This is a genomic window from Pseudomonas sp. MWU349, assembly GCF_017947325.1.
Lineage (GTDB): Bacteria > Pseudomonadota > Gammaproteobacteria > Pseudomonadales > Pseudomonadaceae > Aquipseudomonas > Aquipseudomonas protegens.
On record NZ_JAFEVP010000001.1, the window covers coordinates 1,000,241 to 1,022,748 of the forward strand.

Genomic DNA, 22,508 nt, shown 5'->3' on the forward strand with positions numbered 1-22,508 from the left:
TGATTTCTCAAACACGTATAAGGGCCCTGCCGAGATTCCTATCTCCGGGGCAGGACGGTCAGCAATGAGTGACTGTTGCGCGGGCAGGTAATGGGTTCATCGGCTAATACACCGTGGCCGGCCCGTCTTGGGCCAGCAGCTGCTGAAACTGTTGCGAGGAGACCGCATGGGAAATCAGGAAGCCCTGCACCTGGGTACAGTCGATCTTGCGCAACAAGGCCAGTTCGTGGGCGCTTTCCACGCCTTCGGCGACGACCGTCAGGCCCAGTTGCCGGCCCAGGGCGATGATGCAGGTCAGGGCCTGGGCTATTTCTTCATTGTTGTGACAGCCCTGGACCAGCCCCCGGTCGATCTTCAATTCGGTGAAGGGGGTCGACACCAGGTTCATGTAGGAGCTGTAGCCCTTGCCGAAGTCATCCTGGGACAGGCCGAAGCCCTTGATGCGCAGGCGGCAGGCACCGGCGTAGAAGTTGCTGATGTGCTCAGGGGTCGAACATTCCATGAGCTCGAAGCAGATCCTGGCCGGCACACCGTTGTGCTGGATCACGAAGTCGTGCAGGCGGTCGGCCAGGTCGGGGCTGTTGAGCAGGTGGGTCGGCAGGTTGATGGACACCGGGATGTCATAGCCGTCTTCGCGCCACTTCACCTGGGCCTCCAGGGCCTGTTCCAGGATCAGCCATAGCAGTTCTTCTTCGAGGCGGGCCTCGGTGAGTGCGGGCAGAAAGTCGCAAGGCAGGAGCATGCCGTGTTGTGGGTGGAGCCAGCGCGCCAGGGCTTCGGCGGCGACGATGCGACCGTTGTTCAAGGCTTTCTTGGGCTGGAACCAGGCCTGGATCTGCCCGTTGCGCAGGGCTTCGCGCAAGGTCTCTGGGCTGCATTCGACCCCAATCTGTGGGGGGCTGCTGTCGTTGGCGAGCCCCGGCAGTTGAGCGGTGAGTGCACGCAATGCAGCCAGGTTCACGGGTTTGGAAATCAAGCCGATGACCTTCAGCCCCAGGTTGCGGGCCACCAGGCTGGCGCCCATCAGCATGCGCCGGGAGGACGCACTCATGATGGCCAGCGCCGGGCGCACACGATGGGTGGCCAGGCTCTGGATGAACTGCACACCATCCATGCCGGGCATCAGCAGATCTGTCAGTACCAGGTCGAAGTGCCGCTGCTTGAGGCGTTCCAGCGCTTCTCTGCCGCTGCTCGCTACCTCCAGCTGGTAGGGCCCCAGCTCGTTGAACAAGTGTTGCAGGTACATGTACTGAAACGGCTGATCTTCGACGATCAAAATGCTACAGGACTTCATGGGGGGCTCTTTCATAGGGCGCCAGATAGTTGAACAACGCTCTTAATGCAAAGGGCTTCACCAGGCAGTGGTTCATCCCGGCTGCAAGACAGAGCTCTTCTTCTCCGCGCATTGCATTGGCCGTTGCCCCGATGATGGGGATCGCACAGCCTTGACGCCGAAGCTCCTTGGCCAGTTCATAGCCGTTGAGTTTCGGCATGTTTACATCGGTCAGTACAACGTTGAAGCGACCGGCCTTCCAGATGCTGAGGGCTTCTTCACCGTTTGAGGCCAGCTCCACGCTGCACCCCAGTTCTTCCAGTTGGTCCTTGAGGATCAACTGGTTGATCACGTTGTCTTCGGCCACCAGGACATGCAGGCTGAGTTTTTTCAACTCGCGGTGGTCGCAGTGTTCCTCGCTCTGTGCCACCCAGACCCCCTGGGCCTGGCTGACGGCCTGGTGGATCGCCCGCAGGTTGTTGGTGTTGATCTGCCAACTGCCGCCGTGGATCCGCGGTTCGTTATGGCCATCGCCGCTGGCGAGCACCAGGGGGCCTTGCCAGTCGGGCTCCAGGCGCTGCTCCACGCTGCCGGGGTGCAGTTCGACCAGCACGTTGCCCCGGGCCCGGTCGGACGGGCTCGGCAGGCTGAACTGGGCCCGGGCCCCCCAGCGGCGTAGCCAGCCGGCCACCGATTCGGCCAGTTCACGCACCGGGGACACCACGTAGACCATCTCCGGCAGCAACGGGCTGATCAGCGGGGTATCGCCTTGCGCGGCCGAGGCCTCCAGCGGCAGAGTCAGGGTGAAGCTGCTGCCCAGGCCGAGCTCGCTGACCATGCGGATATTGCCGTTCATCAATTGGGTCAGGCGCTGGCAGATCGGCAGGCCCAGGCCGGTGCCGGCGATCACGTTGGTGTTGCCTTCGGTCTGGTAGAAGGGTTCGAAGATCAGTGTCTGGTCGTCCTGGGCAATGCCGCGGCCGGTATCGGAAACCTGCCAGAGGATGTTGCTGCGCTCGCCGTCGCGGCTTTCGGTCCGGACCCGCAGGACGATGCGCCCCGAATCGGTGAACTTGACCGCGTTGTTCAGCAGGTTGCTGAGAATCTGGCGGATCCGGGTGACATCGCCGAGCAGGATCTCCGGCAATTGCGGGTCGACACAGGCATAGAACTGCAGGCCCTTGGCCTGGGCGGCCGCGGCGTAGCCCTGGATGATCTCGTGCACCAGGTCCAGGGAGGAAAACTCGCTGAGCTCCAGGGCCAGTTGCCCGGCTTCGATCTTGGACACATCGAGCACGTCGCAGATCAACTGCAGCAGCGTGCCGGAAGAGCCTTCTATGGCTTTCAGGTAATCCTTCTGCTGGTTGTCCAGCTGGGTCCGCGACAGCAACTCCAGGGTGCCGAGCACGCCGTATAGCGGCGTACGGATTTCATGGCTCATGGTGGCCAGGAACAGGGTCTTGGCTTCATTGGCGGTATCGGCCAGGCGCTTGGCTTCTTCCAGTGCCGCCTCGATCTGCTTGCGTGCACTGATATCGCTGAAGGCGCAGAACAGCACGTCCTCACCGTTGTAGCGAGTGGGCGCGGAGCTGAGGTACAGATGGCGCCCGTCGGCGGTTTCAAAGTAGTCCGAGCTGTTGGGGCGGGCCGGGTCGAAGGCCTGCTCGATCCACCCGGAACACAGCTGGTCGCGTTCGCTGCCGTTGCCCAGCCATTGCTGGGACAGGGTGTTTTCCAGCACCACCCGGCCATCGCTGCGGCGCAGTACACAGAGTGCCACCGGGGCGATCTGGATCACGTCGCGGCTGAAGGCCTCGCTTTCGACCAGGGCCTGGATCCGGTGCAGGGCGGGGGCGATCAGGCGTACTTCGACCCAATGGGTCAGCAGGCCGATCAGTGTCATGCCGGTCAGGCAGATGAGCAGCGCCGCCAGCAACTGCGGCCAGAGGCTCTTGAGCAGGTTCTGCAGGTCGAAGGAGTACACCAGTTGCCAGTCGGTGTCCGCCAGCTGCTTGCGGATGACCAGATGGTCGGGCCACCAGCGGCCACCCAGAAAGCCGAAGAAACTGTCGCCCTGGACTTGCTGCACTTCGGCGCTCAACTGGGCGCTGGGCACGCTGCTGAAGATCAGCCCACCCTGGGAATTGAACATCATGAAGTCCCCGGCGCTCTGGTCGCTCAGGGCGGCGGAGACGTCTTTGCCATCCATCTCCAGGCCCAGCCAGCCGGAGTGGGCGAAGCGTTCGTCGAGGCGAGTGAAGATATACAGGTGGGCGCCCGCCGCGGAGTTGTCCATCAGCCACAGTTCTTCACCGGCAGGGATCTGGTCGGGCTTGAGCGTGGTCAGCTTGTCCAGCAGCCCGCTGGGCAAGTCGTTGGTGTGTGGCCGGGTGTTGAACAGGCGTTGCACCTGCAGATCGCCGGTGCCGGGAATGTAGAGCAGGTTCAGTTGCTTGATTTGCAGGTAATTGCGCATGCGCAGGGTCAGCCAGATCCCCCACTGGTTGCCTTGCGGCTCACCCAGCTGCAGGTACATCTGCTCTTCGGAAATGCCGCCGGCTCCTGGCGGGCCGATATGTTCCCCAGGGTTGTAGACCGCCGCCAGACTCAGGCTTTCCAACAGGGCCGAGCGGCTGGTGAAGAATGCCTGGGCCTCGGCAATGGCGCTGCCCATGTAGCTTTGCCGTTGTGAGAGTTCGTTGTGCAGGCTGGAGCGAAGAAAGTTGTAGACCGCGCCGAACAGGCCGACCAGAAAAATCAGCGCCACGACACGAAGCAGCCGACGGGCTGCTTCAGGACTGGAAAATAGGGGATTGATCTGATGCAGGTAGCTTTTTAATCTCATGCGCCAACTGTAATTGGGGGCATGCCAAGCAGGGATCAGACAATTCTTAAATCGCCCGGTACACAGCAGGTTTGTGGCACTTACCGTGTTCAGGCACTTCCTTATCCGTCGAACCTCGCCACTTTCCTCGCCTGTTCATTTTTTCAAAGGCCATCTTGCGGCGTTCGCGGTTTGAAAAACGCTCGTTGCGCCGGTGTTGTGCCTAGACCATCTCCAGGCGCTGCTTGCGCCGTGGCGGAGCAAACACCTGATCCAGGGCCTGCAGGTCCTCGGGGGGCAATTGCAATTGGCCGGCCTGGGCATTCTGACGGATGTGTGCCGGGCGCACGGCCTTGGGAATCACCAGCACGCCGTCCTGGCGCAGCAGCCAGGCCAGGGCCACCTGGGCCGCGGTGACCCCATGGCGCTGGGCGACCTGCAGCAGCACCGGCTCGGCCAGCAAGGCGCCACCCTGGCCGATCGGGCAGTAGGCCATGAGCGGCATCCGCCGTTGCTGGCAGGCGGGCAGCAGATCGAATTCGATGCCCCGGGACTCCAGGTTGTACAGCACCTGGTTGGTCGCGCAGGCCGTGGAGTCGAGTTCGTCCAGGTCGGCTACATCGAAGTTGGAGACTCCCCAGCGGCGGATCTTGCCGGCTTCGCGCAGGCGCTCCAGGGCCTCCACGGTTTCCGCCAACGGATACTGGCCGCGCCAGTGCAGCAGGTACAGGTCGATGAAGTCGCTGCCCAGGCGTTTCAGGCTGCGCTCGCAGGCCAGGGGCAAGCCTTTGCGACTGGCGTTGTGGGGGTAGACCTTGCTCACCAGGAACACCTGGTCGCGACGCCCGGCAATGGCTTGGCCGACCACTTCCTCGGCGCCGCCTTCACCGTACATTTCCGCGGTGTCGATCAGGGTCAGGCCCAGGTCGATGCCGGTGCGCAGGGCAGCGATCTCCTGGTCCCGCAGGTGGCGGTCCTCGCCCATCCGCCAGGTGCCCTGGCCAATCACCGGAACCTGCGTGTCCGCCAGCATCAACGTGCGCATGCTTACCTCCTGGTATCTGTCGAGAGTGTTCAGTGCAGGGCACAGGGAAGCAAAGCCCGCGGGCAGGGTCAAGGCTGCACAAGGGTAGCAGGCTGGATCTTTTATATTTCCAAAAGAAATAACTATCTAATTATTTATTCCTTTTAAGGCTTTTGCCAAAGGCGCATGTTTAGCCCAGCCGCTCAACTCCTGAGCCCGGCGCCAGCAAAGGACTTTTCAGCATGACCATTCAAGCGATCAACGTACGCAACCAGTTCAAGGGCGTGATCAAGGAGATCCACGAAGGCCAGGTGGTTTCGGAAATCGACGTGCAGACCGCCTCGGGCATTGTCACTTCGGTGATTACCACCCGCTCGGTGCGCGACCTGGAACTCAAGGTCGGCAGTGAAGTGATCGCCTTCGTCAAGTCCACCGAAGTCTCCATCGCCAAGCTCTGAGCCGCACCTGCGGACATTGTCCATTCACAGGGGAGTGAAGCATGCCGCACTCGCTGGATATCACCGCGCTGCCGGTCCTGGACCTGAGCCAATTGCAGGGCCACCCGCAGCAGCGTCGGAACTTTCTCGACGGCTTGCGCCAGGCGGCGCGGGACGTGGGTTTCTTCTACCTGACCGGGCACGGAGTCGACAGCGGCCTGTTGCGCCGGGTGCAGGACCAGGCACGGGCGTTCTTCGCCTTGCCCGAGGCCGACAAGGCGGCCGTGGGGATGATCCACTCGCCGCATTTTCGCGGCTATAACCAGGCGGCTTCGGAGATCACCCGAGGCCAGCCGGACCTGCGGGAGCAGTTCGACCTGGGGGCCGAGCGCCAGGCCTTGCCCCTGGATCCCCTCAGCCCGCCCTGGACCCGCTTGCAGGGCCCCAACCAATGGCCGGCGCAACTGCCGGCGTTCAAGCCCGTGCTGCTGGAGTGGCAGCAGGCAATGACTGGCATGTCCCTGCGCCTGTTGCGCGGCTTTGCCCAGGCATTGTCACTGCCGGAACAGGCTTTCGATGGGCTGTACGGCGAACGGCCCAACGAGCACATCAAGCTGATCCGCTACCCTGGCCGCGCGCCGGGGCAGAGCAACCAGGGCGTGGGGGCCCACAAGGATTCCGGGTTCCTCAGCTTTCTGCTGCAGGACCAGCAGGCCGGCCTGCAGGTGGAAGTGGAGGAGGGCCGCTGGATCGACGCGCCGCCCCGGGACAACACCCTGGTGGTGAACATCGGCGAGCTGCTGGAACTGGCCACCCACGGCTATCTGCGCGCCACCGTGCACCGGGTGCAGTCGCCGCCCGCGGATCGCCAGCGGCTGTCCATCGCGTTTTTCCTCGGTGCCCAACTCGATGCCCGGGTGCCGCTGTATCCCTTGCCCGAAGCCCTGCTGCGCGAAGCCCGGGGCCCGGCCAGCGATCCCGACAACCCGCTGTTTCGCGAAGTGGGCTGGAACTACCTCAAGGGCCGCCTGCGTTCGCACCCGGACGTGGCCCGGCGTTTCTACCCCGATGCCCTGGTGCCCAAGGCACCCAGTGCCTGACCTTCATCCGCTGCTCAAGGACACTGCCATGCTGAAGAACACCGTCTTGACCCTGGCGTTGCTGGCCAGCCTGGGGGCGGCCCTGCCGACCACTGCGGCGCAGCCGTTGCGGGTGGCCGCCGACCCGGTGCCCCATGCCGAGATCCTCGCCTATGTACAAAAACTCGACCCGCAATTGCAGCTCAAGATCATCGAGATTCCCAATGGCGTGAACTCCAACGAACTGCTGGCCCACGGCGATGTGGACGCCAACTACTTCCAGCACCTGCCGTACCTCAAGTCTCAGGAACAGGCCCTGGGCCAGCCCTTCGCCGTGGCTGCCAGCGTGCACATCGAGCCTTTGGGGATCTATTCCAAGCGTCACCAGCGCTTCGAGCAGTTACCCCTGGGCGCCAGCGTTGCGGTGCCCAACAATGTCACCAACCTCAGCCGCGCCCTGTACCTGCTGCAGAGCTACCAGCTGATCCGCCTCAAGCCCGGTTTCACCGACCCGGCTCGGGACCAGGCGACCCCCAGGGACATTGCCGATAACCCGAAACAGCTGAAGATCCTGGAGATCGAATCGCCGCAGATTCCCCGGGCCCTGGACGACGTGGACCTGGCGGTGATCAACGGCAACTACGCCCTGGAAGCCGGGCTGGTGCCGGCCAAGGATGCCCTGGGCCTGGAAAAGGCCGAGCACAATCCCTACGCCAACATCCTGGTGACCACCCCCAAGCTGCAGGATGACCCGCGCATCCGTCAGTTGGCCAAGGACCTCAACTCGCCGGAAGTAGCGGCGTTCATTACCCGCACCTACTCGGGTTCGGTGATTCCCGTCACGGACTGCCAGCCATGATCGAGGTCCAGCAGCTTTGCAAGGTCTACGGGGAAGGCCAGCCCGCAGCACTGGATCGGGTGTCGCTGACGGTTCCCGACAGGGCGGTGTACGGCATTCTCGGGCACAGCGGGGCCGGCAAGTCGACCCTGTTGCGCTGCCTGAACCTGCTGGAGCGGCCCAGCAGCGGGCGCATCCTGATGGACGGCCAGAACCTTGGCGCCTTGTCCGCCGCCCAGTTGCGCCGGCAGCGCCAGGGCATCGGCATGATCTTCCAGGGCTTCAACCTGCTGCATTCACGCACGGTTGAGGACAACGTCGCGGTGCCTCTGGAAATCGCCGGCCTGGCCAAGGGGCAGCGACGTGCCCGGGTCCTGGAACTGCTTGACCTGGTGGGCCTTGGCGACAAGGCCCAGGCCTTTCCTTCGCAACTGTCCGGTGGGCAGAAGCAGCGGGTGGGCATCGCCCGGGCCCTGGCCGCCGGGCCGCGCTACCTGCTGTCAGATGAGGCCACCAGCGCCCTGGACCCGGAAACCACGGCGTCGATCCTGCAATTGCTGGCACAGATCAACCGCGAGCTGGGGCTGACCATTGTGCTGATCACCCACGAGCTGCAAGTGGTCAAGGCCATTTGCAGCCACGCCGCGTCCCTGGCGGGTGGCCGGCTGATGGAGAGCGGGGCGGTGACCGATCTGCTGGGCAACCCGCAGTCGGCCCTGGGCCGGGCGCTGTTGCCGGGCTACAACCTGCCGTTCAACGGCAGCCAGCCCCAGGCCGAACTGACCTTTTTCGACAACCAGCGCGCGGCGCCGCTGCTGGAGCAACTGAGCCGCCAGCAGGCGCTGGAGCTCAAGGTCCTGGCCGGTGGTGTCGAAGCGGTAGGCGGCCGGCGGGTAGGGCGCCTGCGCATCGCCGCGGCCCCCGCCGACGCCGGCAAATTCCAACACCTGCTGACGGCCCTGGCCCAGCGAGGAATTCGGAGTGAACGCCTGTGAACCGCAGCCTCGATTGGCAGGAACTGGCGCAGCTGCTGCTGACCGCCACGGGTGAAACCCTGTACATGGTGCTGCTGGCCTCGCTGTTCACCCTGTTGATCGGCCTGCCCCTGGGGGTGCTGCTGTTCATCAGCCGCAAGGGCGGCCTGTACCCCATGCCCAGGCTCAACCGGCTGTTGGGCGGGCTGGTCAATCTGGGGCGCTCGCTGCCCTTCGTGGTGCTGCTGATTGCCCTGATCCCCCTGACCCGGCTGGTGGTGGGCACCACCTTGGGCAGCACTGCCGCCGTGGTGCCCATCACCATCGGCGCCTTTCCGTTTTTTGCGCGGATCGTCGAGAACGCCCTGGATGAGGTGGACCGCGGTCGGGTCGAGGCGATCCTGGCCATGGGCGGGCACATCGGCCACGTGATCTTCAAGGCCTTGCTGCCGGAAGCCTTGCCGGCCCTGCTGGCGGGGCTGACCCTGACCCTGGTGATGCTGATCGGTTTTTCCTCCATGGCCGGTGTCATCGGCGGTGGCGGCCTGGGGGATCTGGCGATCCGCTACGGCTATCAGCGGTTCAACAACCAGATCATGGTGGCCACGGTGCTGGTCCTGGTGCTGCTGGTACAGGGGGTACAGAGCTGCGGCGACCGCCTGGTGCGGGCCCTGGCCCATCGCCGCTGAGGACATTCGGGGCGCGTTTCAGCGCCCTTCGTGCTGCTTGCGATAGGCCCCGGGCTGCAGGCCCACGGCCTTGGTGAAGGCCCGGGTGAAGGCGGCGATCGACTGATAGCCCACGGCGGCGCCCACTTGCTCCACTGTCTGGTTGGCCTTGAGCAACTGGCAGGCGTGGCGCATGCGCAGGGCCAGCAGTACCTGCCCCGGGGATTGCCCGGCCAGTTCATTGAACCGCTTGAAGAACGCCGAGCGCGAAAGCCCGGTCAGGGCCGCCATGCTTTCCAGGGGCCAGGCTTCGCCGGGGCGCTGGATCAACTGCTCCAGCAGCGGCGCAAACCCCGGGTGGCGGGCCAGGGCCACCAGGCCGCCGAGGTCCTGGTTGGCGTTGACCTGTTGGCGCAGCACATACAAAAACAGCAGATGGCTCAGGCGTTCCAGCAGCGCCGAGGAGGGCGCCGGGGGGCGCTGGCATTCTTCGAGAATCAGCTGGAACAGCACCCGGGCGGCGCTCAGGGACGGATCGCCGGCCCGCAGGATGAGCCAGCCCGGCAGGCTGTCGATGATCAGCGAGGACAGCCCGGGCTTGAAGTGGAAAAAGCCGCAGACCAGCCCCACACCGTCCTGGGCCCCCGGCTCCAGGGGCACCATGGGCGTGCGCGGCAGTTCTTGCGCCGCTTCAGCCTGCTGGGCACTGGACAGCCGGTAGCCCAGGTCCTGCAGCAGGAATACCGCGTCCCCGGCATCCAGGCGCAGGGCCTGGGGCGCGCCGTCGATATGCAGCCAGCAATGGCCCTGGACGATCAGGTGGAAGCTGGCCCGGGCCAGGCCCTGGGTGCTGGCGTGCCAGCCTCCGCAGTAGCGTCCGACGTGAAACAGGCTGGCGTCGAGTTCCAGGCCTTCTAATAACCAATCAACCAGTGGGCTTGACGAAATCATCTAAGGGAAACACTCAGAAGCAAGTAATCGCTACTTTAGAATATGGATCGAAATTCTTATAACCAACAGACTTGACGCACACCTACACAGCAGGAGTCCACTCCATGTCCCGCGTCACTCTACACACCTTGCACACCGCTCCAGAAGCCGCTCGGCCCTTTCTTGAGAACGCGCTGAAGAACTCGGGCTTTATCCCCAATCTGCTGGGCATCCTGGCCAACGCCCCGGCGGCCCTGGAAACCTACGTCACGGTGTCCGCCCTCAACGGCAAGGCCGAGTTGAGCCTGGCGGAGCGTGAAGTGGTGCAATTGGTGGCCGCCACCACCCATGGCTGCGATTTCTGTGTCGCAGGTCATACCTCGGTGGCCCTGAACAAGGCCAAACTTGCGGACCCGGTGGTCAGCGCCCTGCGCGAGCAGAGCACCTTGCCCGAAGCCCGACTGGAAGCCCTGGCGGCATTTGCGCGGGAAGTGATCGCCACCCGGGGCAAGGTCAGCGACGCCGGCTATGCCCAGTTCAAGGCGGCAGGATACAGCGAAGGCAATGCCCTGGAAGTGATCCTGGGCATCAGCCTGGCCACCCTGTGCAACTTCGCCAACGTGTTCGCCGGCACTGAACTGAACCCCGAGCTGGCCAAGTATCGCTGGTCAGTGCAAGGTCAATGAGCCAGGGCGCCGGCGGTTGCGCGGCGCCCCCTTTCAAGGAGAAAACCACATGCTCGATGCGCAATTGAGTGAATGGCTGGATGCCCAGGCCCAGGCGCTCGACCAGGGCCAGTGCGACCCGCAGCAGGTCCTCGCCCGGCTGGCGGGCGCCGAGGTGCTGCGGGTCGGTATCGACGAGGCCCAAGGCGGCAGCGGCGGCGACCTGACCGATGCTCTGGAAGTCATGGCCGGCGTGGCCAGCCATTCCCTGGCGGCGGCCTTTGTCTGCTGGGGCCAGCGAGCCTTTATCGAATACCTGCTGCACAGCCCCAATGCCGGTTTGCGCCAGCGCCTGCTGCCCTCGTTGCTCAGCGGCGAGCTGGCCGGTGCCACCGGGCTGTCCAACGCCATGAAGTTTCTCTCGGGGATCGAGGCCTTGCAGGTCCGGGCCCGGGAACAGGAGCAGGGCTGGAGCCTCAACGGTCGTTTGCACTGGGTCACCAACCTGCGCAAGAGCGGGTTCGTGGTGGCGGCGGCCATCGAGCGCGAGGAGGGCGGCGCGCCGTTCATCCTGGCGATCCCGGATGCCTTGCCCGGGTTGCAGCGCTCCGATGACCTGCAACTGATGGCCCTGCAATCGAGCAACACCGCTGCCCTGGAACTGAACCAGGTGGCGGTGGCCCGTGACTGGCTGCTGCACGAGGATGCCCGGGTGTTCCTGCCGGCGGTGCGCCCGGCCTTTCTCGGCCTGCAATGCGCCCTGGCCATCGGCCTGGCGCGCCGGGCCCTGAGCGAGGTGGAAAAACACGTCGAGGGCGCCCGTTCGATCCTCCATGAGCCCTTGCTGGAACAACGCCAGCACCTGGAGCAGATCGTTGGCGAACTCAAGAGCGGCCTGCTCGACGGGCGCTTCCTTAGCCAGCCCGGGGCGCTGTTCCGGGTGCGCATCGCCCTGGCGGAAGCCACCGCCAACGCCGTGCAGCTGGAGCTGCAGGCCAGCGGCGGCAAGGCCTACCTCAGCGAGTTCGGCAGCGGCTTTGCCCGGCGTTGGCGCGAGTCGGCCTTCGTGCCCATCGTCACCCCGAGCCTGGTGCAACTGCGCGCCGAACTGCAGCGCCAGGCGCGGAATGCGGCAGCATGAGCGGCCTGTTGAACGCACAGGCGATCAGCCTCGGCTACCCCGCGGCGCAAGGCTGGCACACGGTGCTGGAGGATTTCGACCTGCACCTGCAGGCCGGCGAGGTGGTGTCCATTCTCGGCCCCAGCGGGGTCGGCAAGTCCAGCCTGCTGCGGGTTCTGGCCGGGCTGCAAAAGCCCCATGCCGGGCAGGTCAGCCTGTTGGGCGAGCCCCTTGACGGCCCCCATCCGCGGGTCGCGGTGGCCTTCCAGGACCCCAGCCTGCTGCCCTGGCTGAACCTGGAGCACAACGTCGCCTTCGGCCTGGATTTTGCCCGCCAGCCGCACCTGAGCCCGCAGCAGCGCAAGGAGCGCATCGACCAGGCGATTGCCGCAGTGGGCCTGGAACACGCTCGCCAGCGCTATCCGGCCCAACTGTCCGGCGGCATGGCCCAGCGCACCGCACTGGCCCGCTGCCTGGCGCGCCAGCCCCAGGTGCTGCTGCTCGATGAACCCTTCGGCGCGCTGGACGAGGTGACCCGCACCGACATGCAGCAACTGCTGCTCAAGGTGATCGGCCAGCACCGCACCGCGGCGCTGCTGATCACCCATGACATCGACGAAGCCCTGCTGCTGTCCGATCGGGTGCTGCTACTGGGTAACAGCCCGGCGCGCACCCTTGGCCAGTGGCACATCGACCTGCCGGCGCCGCGCGCCGAGCGGATCGAGGAACTGGGCGCACTGCGCATCGAGATTCTCAAGACCCTTCGGCGGGCGAGCCGCAACCCCCACACTTCCCCTTTGCCTGCACCGTCGGAGATTGACCATGTGCCTGGACGACTTCACTCATACCCGTCGTGACTTTCTCAAGCTCAGCGCGCTGCTGACGGCCGGTGGCGCCTTGCCGCTGCTCAACAGCTTGCAGGCCCGCGCCGCCCAGGAACCGGACGCGCCGGTGCGCATCGGCTACCTGCCGATCACCGACGCCACGCCCCTGCTGGTGGCCCACAACAACGGCCTGTTCGAGGCCGAGGGCATCCAGGCCGAGCGCCCGGTGCTGCTGCGCAGTTGGGCCCAGGTGATCGAGGCGTTCATTTCCGGGCAGGTCAACGTGATTCACCTGCTGTCGCCGATGACCGTCTGGGCCCGCTACGGCAGCCGGGTGCCGGCCAAGGTGGTGGCCTGGAACCACGTCGGCGGTTCCGGCCTGACCGTGGCCCCGGGCATTACCGAGGTCAAGCAACTGGCGGGGCAGTCGGTGGCGATCCCGTTCTGGTATTCGATCCATAACGTGGTGGTGCAGCAACTGTTTCGCGACAACGGCCTGGTGCCGGTGAGCGAGGCTGCCGGCAGTGCCCTGGGGGCCAACGAGGTCAACCTGGTGGTGCTGCCGCCTTCGGACATGCCGCCAGCCCTGGCCAGCAAGCGGATTGCCGGCTACATCGTCGCCGAGCCGTTCAATGCCCTGGCCGAGGAACTCAAGGTGGGCCGGGTGCAGCGCTTTACCGGGGATGTGTGGCGCAACCACGCCTGCTGCGTGGTGTTCATGCACGAGCATGACCTGAACAACCGTCCCGAATGGTCGCAGAAGGTGGTCAACGCCATCGTCAAGGCCCAGCTGTGGACCCGCGACCACCGCGCCGAGGCCGCGCAACTGCTGTCCAAGGACGGCGCCAACCGCTACACGCCCCATGCGCCCCAGGTGCTCAACCGGGTGCTGGCGCCGGCGGCGGCCGACCGCGAGGCCTACCTGGCCAGCGGCGCGATCCAGCACAGCCACTGGGACGAGCAGCGCATCGACTTCCAGCCGTATCCGTTCCCCAGCTACACCCAAGAGTTGGTCAAGCGCCTCAAGGACACCCTGATCGAGGGCGACAAGGGCTTTCTGGCCGGCCTCGACCCGGCACACACCGCCCAGGACCTGGTGGACGATCGCTTCGTGCGCAACGCCATCGCCTCGGTGGGCGGGCTTAAGGCCTTCGGCCTGGCGGACAGCTTCGAGCGCAGCGAGGAGTTCGGTCTTTGATGGGCAAGCAACCTTCTTCCCTGAGCCATTGGCTCCTGGGGCTGGCTGGGCTGCTGAGCCTGCTGCTGGCCTGGTGGCTGGGGGTGCACCTGCTGGGCAGCGGCGACGGCCTGGCGGCGCGTTTCTCCCCCGAGGCCACCTTCGCCAGCCTGCTGGAACTGCTGGGGCGTGGCGAGCTGTACGAGCATGTGCTGGTGAGCCTCAAGCGGATCCTGGTGGGTTTGCTCCTGGCCTTGCTGATCGGCGTGCCCCTGGGCCTGCTGGTGGGCAGCTACCGGCACCTGGAGGCAGCCACCACCCCGGCATTCCAGTTTCTGCGGATGATCTCGCCGCTGTCCTGGATGCCGGTGGTGGTGATGCTGATGGGGGTAGGGGACCAGCCGATCTACTTCCTCCTGGCGTTCGCCGCGCTGTGGCCGATCCTGCTCAACACCGCGGCCGGCGTGCGCCAACTGGACCCGCGCTGGCTGCAACTGAGCCGCAGCCTCAGCGCCACCCGCTGGGAGACCCTGCGCAAGGTGATCCTGCCCGGGGTGCTGGGGCATGTGCTGACCGGGGTACGGCTGTCCATCGGCATCTTGTGGATCGTCCTGGTGCCCTGCGAAATGCTCGGGGTCAGCGCCGGCCTGGGCTACTTCATCCTCGACACCCGGGACCGCCTGGCCTATTCGGAACTGATGGCCATGGTGCTGTTGATCGGCGTGTTGGGTTTTGCCCTCGACGCCCTGGCCCGTGGCCTGCATCGTCGCTGGTCCCACGCCTGAGCCCCGCCAGCGGGCCCGGCGCGACACCGGTGGCGCCCCCGTAGGAGCCGGCTTGCCGGCGAATGGGGCCTCAAGCCTTGCACCGCTCCAGCGGACGCCTTCGCTGGCAAGCCAGCTCCTACAGCCCAACGTAATTGCGACGCTACCTGCGTAGGAGCCGGCTTGCCGGCGAATGGGCCCTCAAGCCTTGCATCGCTCCAGCGGACGCCTTCGCTGGCAAGCCAGCTCCTACGGCCCCGGTGCAGCGCCGGGGTGCCTGGACGATCAATGCCCCACCAGTTCCTCCAGCAACTGCTCTTTGTAGCCTTGCAACACGGGTGAAGAGCGGTCCCGGGGATGGGGCAGGTCGACGCGGATCTCATGCTTGATCCGCCCCGGATGGGCCTCCATGACGATTACCCGGTCCCCCAGGTACAGCGCTTCTTCAATGTCATGGGTGACCATGATCACCGTGCAGCGCTGCTGCACCCAGATACGTTGCAGTTCGTGCTGCAGGCGCACCCGGGTCAGGGCATCCAGCGCCCCCAGGGGTTCGTCCAGCAACAGCACCTTGGGCTGGTTGATCAGCGCCCGGGCAATGGCGCCGCGCTGGGCCATGCCGCCGGAGAGCTGATGGGGGTAGGCCTGCTCGAAGCCTTGCAGGTTGACCAGGGCGATGTGCTCGGCCACCCGGCGCTGTTTCTCGGCTTCGGACAAGGGGTGGTTCTTCAGTGCCAGGGCGATGTTCTGGGCCAGGGTCATCCAGGGAAACAGCCGATGGTCCTGGAACACGATGCCCCGTTCCAGACTGGTGCCGGTCACCGGCTTGCCGTCCAGCAGCATCTGCCCCTGATAGTCACCCTCCAGGCCGACGATCAGCCGCAGCAGGGTGGATTTGCCGCAGCCGCTGGCACCGACAATGCTGACGAACTCTCCGGGCCGGACGTCCAGGTCGATGCCTTGCAGCACCGGCAGGGCCTGGCCCTGGATCCGGTAGCTCTTGTTCAGGCCGCGCAGCTGCAGGGCCCCGGTCTGGGCGTGGAGATGGGTGGGGAGCGGAGCGTGTTGGGCGATCGCATTCATGGGGAGGCCTTAACGGGTAGGGCGCCAGCGCAGCAGGCGGCGGCTCAGAAGGGTCAGCAGCAATGTCATCAGGTAGCCGCACAGGCCGATGCACAGCACGCAGAGCACTATGACCTCCATGCGTGAGCCGGCTTCGGCGTTCATCATCAGGTTGCCCAGGCCGGCCCCGGAGGACAGGAACAGCTCGCTGCCCACCGCCGTCACCCAGGCAAAGGCCAGGGCCTGCAGCAGGCCGGTGGCGATACTCGGCAGGGCCGCCGGCAGCAGGATGTGCCGCAGCCGCTGCGCCGGGTTTAGCACCAGCACCTGGCCGACCTCGCGGTAGCGCCGTTCCACCTGGCAAAAGCCCTGGTAGGTGTTGAGCACCATGGGGTAGAAGGCCGCCAGGCTGACGATCAGCATCTTGGAAAACTCACCGTTGCCGAACCACATGGCAATCAGCGGAATCCAGCCGAGCATCGGCACCTGGCGGATCGAATGAAACAGCGGGCCGATCAGGCGGTTGGCCAGGGTCGAGAGGGCCATCAGGGCTCCCAGCATGACCCCGGCCAGGGTGCCCAGCAGCAGGCCGCCGCTGGCCCGGCCCAGGCTGGCCAGCAGGTTGACCGGCAACTCGCCGTTGCCCAGCAGTTCCAGCAAGGCGCTGGCGATGGTGGAGAGCGGCACGAAGGCGTAGGCCCCGGCGGCGTCCTGGCGGGACAGGTATTCCCAGCCGCCGATCAGCAGCAGGGGCAGCAACAGACCGCGAAACTTGGCCAGTAAAGTGGTCATGCAAGGGCTCCTAGCGGGTTTGCCAGCGCAGCACGCGCTGTTCCAGGCGGCGGAAGGAGAAGTCCAGGGCAAAGCCGATCACGCCGGTGACCACTATCCCCACCATCACCACATCGATGCGCAGCATCTGCCGGGCCATCTCGATCATCTGCCCCAGGCCGCTGTCGGCGGCCAGCAGCTCGGTGGCCACCAGCACCACCCAGCAGCGGGTCAGGCCGATGCGCAGGCCGGTGATGATCGGTGGCGCCGCGGCGGGCAGGGCGATCTGGCGCACCAGGGTCGGCCAGCGCAGGCGGTAGACGTCGGCCACCTCGAAGTAACTGCGGGGAATGGCCTTGACCCCCTCGCTGGCGGCCAGGGCCACGGGGAAGAACGCAGTCTTGGCGACGATGACGATCTTGAAGGTTTCATCGATGCCCAACAGCAGCACGAACATCGGGATCAGGGCGATGCTGGGGATCTGCCGCAGGGTATGGAACAGCGGCGCGCAGTACGCCTCGACGGTCCTGGACAGGGCCATCAGCACCCCGAACACCAGGCCGCCAAGGGCCCCCAGGGCAAAGCCCAGGCCCAGGCGCGACAGGCTGTTGTGCAAATGTTCCTGCAACTCGCCGCTGGCCAGCAGGGTTTCGAAGGTGTGCAGCACCTGGGCCGGCGGTACCAGCAGGTTGCGCGGAAAGATTCCGGCCTGGGCCACCAGGGTCCAGAGCAGCAACAGGGCCAGGGGCGAGACCAGCCAGGTCAGGGAGGTGAGCGTGCAGCGCAAGGAATGAGCCATGGCGGTTCTTATATCGGCGAAGTACCCGATGCCTATCGCAAGACCTGTGCCATCGCGCCCTCGTAGGAGCTGGCTTGCCAGCGAAAGCGTCGGCCGGGGCGGTGCAAGGCTTGCGGGCCTGTTCGCCGGCAAGCCGGCTCCTGCGGGAGGAGCGGCGTATGGGTGGGTGCTGGCCTGCCAGCGAAACTGATGCCTGGGCAGCAGCCACTGCTGCCAGGGCAACACCCCGGCAGCAGTCCGACCTCAGAAGTCGTAGCTGAGGCTGGTGTAGTAGAACGCGCCCTGGGCCCCCTCGGGGCTGGTGATGGAGTATTTCGGCACGCCATACAACTGTGCCCCGGATGCCTTGTCCGGGTGGGTGTCGAACAGGTTGATGGCACCCACCGACAACTTCAGCGCCTTGTCGAAGTGGTAGCTGATGTCCAGGTCGGTCACCCATTGCGCGCTGAAGGTCTGGTCCAGGGTCGGGTTGCTGGCGTTGAGGCTCTTCCATTGCCCGTACCTGCGTTGTGCCAGGGTCAGGCCCCAGCTGTCGTACAGCCAGTTGGCGCTCAGGGTCAGCTTGTTCTTCGGGGTGCCGTCCTCGATCAGGCCCTGGGTGGTGCGGCCGACGATCTGCGAGCCGGCGATGTTGCCCACGTCCCGCAGGGCGGTGATCCTGGTGTTGTTCTGGCTGTAACCGCTGGACAGGTTCAGGCGCCCCCATTGCTGCAGGTCCAGCTGGTAGTTGCCGGTCAGTTCCACGCCATCGGTGCGGGTATCGGCGACGTTGGTGTAGAACGCCGCGCTCTGGATGTTGGCGTACGGGGTGCCGGCGAAGATCGGCGTGACCACCGAGGCCGGCAACTGGTCGGACAGGGTGATGCGGTTGTTGATGTTGATCCGGTACGCATCCAAGGTCACCGAGGCGTTGGCCAGCGGCCGCCAGACCAGGCCCAGGGAATAGTTGGTGGATTCTTCGGGTTTCAGCGCCTTGCCCCCCAGCAGCTTGGCTTCCGGGCTGTCGGCGCGCAGGGTGCGTTGCTGCACCTCGACGTAGTTGCCGCTGCCCGGCGGTTGCTCCACCACCTGCACGCTGAACGAGGACAGCCCGCTCTGCACCAGGGACGGCGCCCGGTAGCCGGTGCTGGCGGTGGCCCGCGCGGCGAGCTGCGGGGTGAAGTCGTAACGCAGCGACAGCTTGCCGTTGGTGGTGTCGCCAAAATCCGAGTAGTGCTCGGTGCGCACCGCCACCCCGGCCTGGAATTTCTCGGTGACCTGGCCTTCGACGTCGATGTAGGCGCCCCAGACCTTGCGCTCCAGCGAGGCGGCGTCGACCTGGGTGATGCCCGAGTAGTAGCCGGGAATGCGCCGCCCGGTAACCGGGTCCACGGTATTGAACAGCGGCCCGTTCTGCCAGCCCGCCGCTTCGCCGGCGCTCAGTTCGTAGTTTTCCTGGCGCCAGGCCAGGCCCGCCGACAGCGTCAGGGGCTTGAACAGCAGGTCGGTGGGGAAGTCCCGCACCCAGTCCAGGGTCAGGTTGGTCTGGTCGGCCTCGCGCTTGCCGGTGTAGATCTTCGCCGGGCTGGCCTGGCCCCAGCTGGGGTTGATGGCGTTGCGGTCGGCGGATTCGAGGCTGTTGTCGCCATGGTTCAGCGCCAGGTCGAACTTGCCCAGGCGTTCGTCCTCGTAGCGCAGGCCACCGGTCAGGGCATAGTCCTCCAGCGAGTAGCGGGTGATCGGCAGGCGGCCGTCGGGGTAGCGTTGCAGGGCGTCGCTGCCGTAGTTGTTGCGCAAGGTGGTGGGCGGGTCGAAGAAGCCTTCGGCGTCGGTGTTCTTGTGGGAGTAGGTGGCAAAACCGTAGGCAGTCAGCCCCTCGCCCAGGCCGAACTCGCTGTTGGCGGCGAAGTTGTACTGGTCCGAGACGTTGCCCGAGCCCCAGCGCCAGGTGCGGTAGCGGTTGTTCTGTTCCCGGGGGGTGTTGGTGCTGGTGGAGCCGGGGTAGAAGATCCGGTTGTCGGGGTTGGTGTCACTGGCCGGGTCCTGGCTGCCGGCGTCGAAGCTCAGGGTCAAAAAGCCGTCGTTGGGCAGGCTCAAGCCCTTCCAGCCACTGAGCTTGCGCTGCAGGCCGTCGCCCTTGTCGTAGCCGCCGAAACGGTAGCCGAGGTTGCCGCCGTCGTCCTTTTCCTTGAGCACGATATTGATCACCCCGGCGATGGCGTCGGAGCCGTACTGGGCGGCGGCGCCGTCGCGCAGGATCTCCACTCGCTCGATGGCGCTCAGGGGGATCAGGCTCAGGTCCACCGCGGCGGCGCCGCGGCCGTTGACCAGGCTCTGGCGGGTGACGTTGGCGCTGGTGTGGCGGCGCTTGCCATTGACCAGCACCAGCACCTGGTCCGACGCCAGGCCGCGCAAGGACGCACCCTGGGCGATGGAGCCGGCGAAGGCGCCCTGGGGCGACTGCGGGTAACTGAACGAAGGCGAGAGGGCGGTGAGGGCGCCGGACAGGTCGCTGGCCCCGGTCTGCTGCAACTGCTGGGCGGACAGCACGTCCACCGGCGCGGCGCTTTCCAGGGCCGTTACATCACTGCGTCGGGTGCCCAGCACCACCACCGTGTCCAGGTGATCGGCGCTCGCGCCGGGGGCATTGCTTGAGGTCTGGGCAGCGAACGCGGGCACGGCAAGGCTGCCGACGACCAGCGCCACGGCGCCGGCCAACGGATTGCGATGGAACATCTTTGGATTCCTTGTGAAATGAATGACCCCAACCGCCCCTGTAGGCGCTGGCTTGCCAGCGAAGGCGTCGACATGGACGGCGCAAGGCTTGCGGGCCTCCTCGCCGGCACGCCGGCTCCTACAGGGTGGGTGTGGTGTTGGGCGATACCGGCGGCCCGGAAATCAGGGTTCGGGTGGCCTGCCGCGGGCGTCAGAAGCGGCTGGTGACGCTCAGGCCCACGGTGCGCGGGTCGCCGTAGGTGATGACGTACTGCCCCAGGGTGCCGTTGGGCCGGCCATGGACCTGGTAGCGGCGGTCGGTGAGGTTGTTGACGAAGCCGGTGACGCTGAGCTTTTCATCCGGGCTGAACCAGGTCAGGCGGGTGTTGGCCAGGGTGTAGTGGGGCTGGCTCAGGGTCTTGTCGGCGCTGCTCTGGCGGTCGGCGAGGAAGTACTCCTTATCGCGGAAACTCACGTCGCCACCGGCCACCAGCTTGCCGCCGATCTCCAGGGGAATGGTGTAGTCGCCCCCCAGGGACACCACGTTGCGCGGCGAGCGCACGAAGCTGTTGCCGCTGTAGTCGCCGGTGATCGCACCGGTGTTGGGGTTGGTGTTCTTGAAGTCGGTGTATTGGGTATCCAGGAACGAGATCGCCGCCCGCAGGTGCAAGTAGTCGGTGGGCTGGCCTTCCAGCTCCAGCTCGGCGCCCTTGACCTTGCCCTTGGCGCCGTTGGTCAGGGCGGTGGTGAGCACGCCGTTGTTGACCGTCAGCAGGTTCACCTGGATGTCCGAGTAGTCGTAGTAGAAGACGTTGGCGTTGGCCGTCAGGCGGTGGTTGAACCATTCCGACTTGAGGCCGATCTCGTAGGCGTCCAGCTGTTCCGGGTCCACGGTGGTCAACTGCGCCAGGCTGGTGGACAGCCCGGTATTGAAGCCACCGGAGCGGAAACCGTGGGCATAGCGCAAGAACACCCGCACGTTGTCGTTGATCCGGTATTCCGGGGTCAGGTCGTAGGTCCAGGCTTCCCAGGTCTTGCTCTCATCGCGGCTGCCATTGCTGCCGGCGGCGCCCAGGGGGATCAGCGGGCCGTTGGCGGTGGCGCGGGTGAGCTGGGTCAGGTCCAGGTCGATGTCTTTCTTTTCCTGGGTCCAGCGCAGGCCTCCGGTCACGGTGAAGTTGTCGGTGAAGTCGTAGGTCAGGTTGCCGAACAGCGCGTAGCTGTCGGTGGTGTGCTGGTAGTTGAGGTCGCGAAAGTCGGTGGCGCCGCCGGTCTGGTTGGAGCCGGTGCCGTTGGGCGTGGGGCCCGGGGTGATGAGGCGCTTGGCCGAGCTGTCCAGGTCCTCGTGGAAGTAGTGCACCCCCGCCAGCCAGCGCAGGGTTTCCTGCTGCGGCGAGGCCAGGCGCAGTTCCTGGGAGTACTGGTTGTAGCGGTTGTCGCTGATGGCCGCGCCGTTGACCTCATAGGGGGTGTAGTCGGCGTCGCTGGTGGACTGCCCGCGAATGTAGTCGTAGGCGCTGATGGAAGTCAGGGTGTAGTCCCCCAGGTGCCAGTTCAGGGTCAGGGACGTACCGTCGTGATCGAGCTTGGCATCCTCGTTGACGTTGAGGGCGATGTTGCGTCCGTTGGGCCGCTGGTAGCCGACGTTGTAGTAGCGGCCCACCGGCAGCGAGCCGTTGCTGCCGTCGCCCTTGTATTCCCGGGCGTGGATCTTCAGCAGGGCGTCCAGGTCCGGGTTGAGCTTGGCCAGGAACTGCAGGCGCACGGCCTTCTTGTCGACGTCGCCGTAGGTATGGTCGTCGGTGAGGTTCTTCTGGAAGCCGTCGCGTTCTTCCGAATACAGCGACAGCCGCGCCGCCAGCCTGTCATCCACCAGGGCACCGCCGATGGCGCCATTGAGGATGCGTTCGCTCTTGCTGCCGATGCCCAGGGTGCCGTAGCCGTCGGTGTCGAAGGTCGGCTTCTTGGAAATCACGTTGACCGCACCGGCGGTGGTGTTCTTGCCGTACAGGGTGCCCTGGGGGCCGCGCAGGATCTCGATGCGTTCCAGGTCGAAGAGCGGCCCGCCGCCAGCGATGGGCGCATTGAGGTAGACGTCATCGGCATAGATGCCCACCGGATACACCGTGGCCGCCCCGGTGTCGCCCGTGCCCAGGCCGCGGATGTACCAGCGCGGGCGGCCGTCGCCGTCGGGGTTCTTGGCCGAGGCGTTGGGGATGAAGGTGGTGATGTCGCCCATGTTGCGCACCCCGTCGGTCACCAGGCTGGTGCCCTGTACGGCGGACACCGCCACCGGAACCTCTTGCAGGGTTTCCTCCCGGTGCTGGGCGGTGACGGTGACGGTCTTCAGGGCGGGTTCGCTGCTGTTCCTGGTGGTGTCGGTGTCTGTGGTTTCAGCGGCCAGCAGGTCCTGGCTGAATGTGCCCCCGGTGAGCGCCAGTGCCAGCCATAGACTCTTGGTGATCGGATTAAGCTTATGCATGTTGAACTCCCCCATTTAAAGTTTCGCTAAGAGGGCTAGAGCAGAGAACGTGCCAAGAGGCTTAGTGGGTTTATGGTTAAGCGTTAGTTTGATCAAAGCATTG

19 protein-coding genes are annotated in these 22,508 nt (G+C 65.5%); 10 read left to right on the forward strand and 9 right to left on the reverse strand.

The window, feature by feature from the left end:
- Window positions 1-103 precede the first annotated feature (103 nt).
- From KCG88_RS04350 to KCG88_RS04360, 3 genes are all read right to left on the reverse strand, one after another.
- Window positions 104-1,294: an EAL domain-containing response regulator gene (locus KCG88_RS04350; protein ID WP_047286832.1), complete on the reverse strand. Its 1,191-nt coding sequence runs from the start codon at window positions 1,292-1,294 to the stop codon at window positions 104-106.
- Complete coding sequence (locus KCG88_RS04355; RefSeq protein ID WP_047336931.1) at window positions 1,281-4,118, reverse strand: ATP-binding protein; 2,838 nt, start codon at window positions 4,116-4,118, stop codon at window positions 1,281-1,283. Before KCG88_RS04355 ends, KCG88_RS04350 begins: the two co-directional genes overlap by 14 nt.
- Window positions 4,119-4,320: 202 nt before the next feature.
- Window positions 4,321-5,142 (reverse strand): aldo/keto reductase, encoded by an 822-nt coding sequence (locus KCG88_RS04360; protein ID WP_210711829.1) that lies wholly within the window; start codon window positions 5,140-5,142, stop codon window positions 4,321-4,323.
- Window positions 5,143-5,363: 221 nt separating this feature from the next.
- Between KCG88_RS04360 and KCG88_RS04365 the strand changes: the two genes are divergently transcribed.
- The 5 genes from KCG88_RS04365 to KCG88_RS04385 are packed head-to-tail and all read left to right on the forward strand — an operon-like array spanning window position 5,364 to window position 9,138.
- The gene (locus KCG88_RS04365) at window positions 5,364-5,579 is read left to right on the forward strand and encodes a TOBE domain-containing protein (protein ID WP_011061476.1); all 216 of its coding nucleotides are present in this window, start codon (window positions 5,364-5,366) and stop codon (window positions 5,577-5,579) included.
- A 41-nt stretch (window positions 5,580-5,620) separates the two neighbouring features.
- Window positions 5,621-6,658 carry an isopenicillin N synthase family oxygenase gene (locus KCG88_RS04370; protein ID WP_210711830.1) on the forward strand — a complete coding sequence of 346 codons (1,038 nt, stop codon included), beginning with the start codon at window positions 5,621-5,623 and terminating at the stop codon, window positions 6,656-6,658.
- Window positions 6,659-6,686: 28 nt separating this feature from the next.
- Window positions 6,687-7,496, forward strand: coding sequence for a MetQ/NlpA family ABC transporter substrate-binding protein (locus KCG88_RS04375; RefSeq protein WP_210711831.1), 810 nt, complete (start codon window positions 6,687-6,689; stop codon window positions 7,494-7,496).
- Window positions 7,493-8,470: a methionine ABC transporter ATP-binding protein gene (locus KCG88_RS04380; RefSeq protein WP_210711832.1), complete on the forward strand. Its 978-nt coding sequence runs from the start codon at window positions 7,493-7,495 to the stop codon at window positions 8,468-8,470. Before KCG88_RS04375 ends, KCG88_RS04380 begins: the two co-directional genes overlap by 4 nt.
- A complete protein-coding gene (locus KCG88_RS04385; protein WP_015635740.1) occupies window positions 8,467-9,138 on the forward strand; it encodes a methionine ABC transporter permease in 672 nt (223 codons plus the stop codon). Before KCG88_RS04380 ends, KCG88_RS04385 begins: the two co-directional genes overlap by 4 nt.
- 18 nt (window positions 9,139-9,156) lie before the next feature.
- Here KCG88_RS04385 and KCG88_RS04390 read toward each other — a convergent pair whose 3' ends face one another.
- The gene (locus KCG88_RS04390) at window positions 9,157-10,068 is read right to left on the reverse strand and encodes an AraC family transcriptional regulator (RefSeq protein ID WP_210711833.1); all 912 of its coding nucleotides are present in this window, start codon (window positions 10,066-10,068) and stop codon (window positions 9,157-9,159) included.
- A gap of 104 nt (window positions 10,069-10,172) precedes the next feature.
- Here KCG88_RS04390 and KCG88_RS04395 point away from each other — a divergent pair, with 104 nt between their 5' ends.
- The 5 genes from KCG88_RS04395 to KCG88_RS04415 are packed head-to-tail and all read left to right on the forward strand — an operon-like array spanning window position 10,173 to window position 14,618.
- Complete coding sequence (locus KCG88_RS04395) at window positions 10,173-10,733, forward strand: carboxymuconolactone decarboxylase family protein (RefSeq protein ID WP_015635738.1); 561 nt, start codon at window positions 10,173-10,175, stop codon at window positions 10,731-10,733.
- Window positions 10,734-10,782: 49 nt separating this feature from the next.
- On the forward strand, window positions 10,783-11,853 hold the full coding sequence (locus tag KCG88_RS04400; protein ID WP_210711834.1) for an acyl-CoA dehydrogenase family protein: 1,071 nt from the start codon (window positions 10,783-10,785) through the stop codon (window positions 11,851-11,853).
- On the forward strand, window positions 11,850-12,689 hold the full coding sequence (locus tag KCG88_RS04405; RefSeq protein WP_210711835.1) for an ABC transporter ATP-binding protein: 840 nt from the start codon (window positions 11,850-11,852) through the stop codon (window positions 12,687-12,689). The genes KCG88_RS04400 and KCG88_RS04405 overlap by 4 nt, the downstream gene beginning before the upstream one ends.
- Complete coding sequence (locus KCG88_RS04410; protein WP_210711836.1) at window positions 12,655-13,854, forward strand: ABC transporter substrate-binding protein; 1,200 nt, start codon at window positions 12,655-12,657, stop codon at window positions 13,852-13,854. Before KCG88_RS04405 ends, KCG88_RS04410 begins: the two co-directional genes overlap by 35 nt.
- Window positions 13,854-14,618, forward strand: a complete 765-nt coding sequence (locus KCG88_RS04415) for an ABC transporter permease (protein WP_047286811.1) — start codon at window positions 13,854-13,856, stop codon at window positions 14,616-14,618. Before KCG88_RS04410 ends, KCG88_RS04415 begins: the two co-directional genes overlap by 1 nt.
- A gap of 264 nt (window positions 14,619-14,882) precedes the next feature.
- On the opposite strand, the gene KCG88_RS04420 is transcribed toward KCG88_RS04415, so the two are convergent.
- From KCG88_RS04420 to KCG88_RS04440, 5 genes are all read right to left on the reverse strand, one after another.
- The gene (locus tag KCG88_RS04420) at window positions 14,883-15,680 is read right to left on the reverse strand and encodes an ABC transporter ATP-binding protein (RefSeq protein WP_047286809.1); all 798 of its coding nucleotides are present in this window, start codon (window positions 15,678-15,680) and stop codon (window positions 14,883-14,885) included.
- A 9-nt stretch (window positions 15,681-15,689) separates the two neighbouring features.
- Window positions 15,690-16,451, reverse strand: coding sequence for an ABC transporter permease (locus KCG88_RS04425; protein ID WP_015635737.1), 762 nt, complete (start codon window positions 16,449-16,451; stop codon window positions 15,690-15,692).
- 10 nt (window positions 16,452-16,461) lie between these two features.
- On the reverse strand, window positions 16,462-17,229 hold the full coding sequence (locus tag KCG88_RS04430) for an ABC transporter permease (protein ID WP_210711837.1): 768 nt from the start codon (window positions 17,227-17,229) through the stop codon (window positions 16,462-16,464).
- 243 nt (window positions 17,230-17,472) lie between these two features.
- Complete coding sequence (locus KCG88_RS04435) at window positions 17,473-19,944, reverse strand: TonB-dependent receptor (RefSeq protein WP_210711838.1); 2,472 nt, start codon at window positions 19,942-19,944, stop codon at window positions 17,473-17,475.
- Between the two features lie 190 nt (window positions 19,945-20,134).
- The gene (locus tag KCG88_RS04440; protein WP_047337075.1) at window positions 20,135-22,405 is read right to left on the reverse strand and encodes a TonB-dependent receptor; all 2,271 of its coding nucleotides are present in this window, start codon (window positions 22,403-22,405) and stop codon (window positions 20,135-20,137) included.
- Window positions 22,406-22,508: the final 103 nt, after the last annotated feature.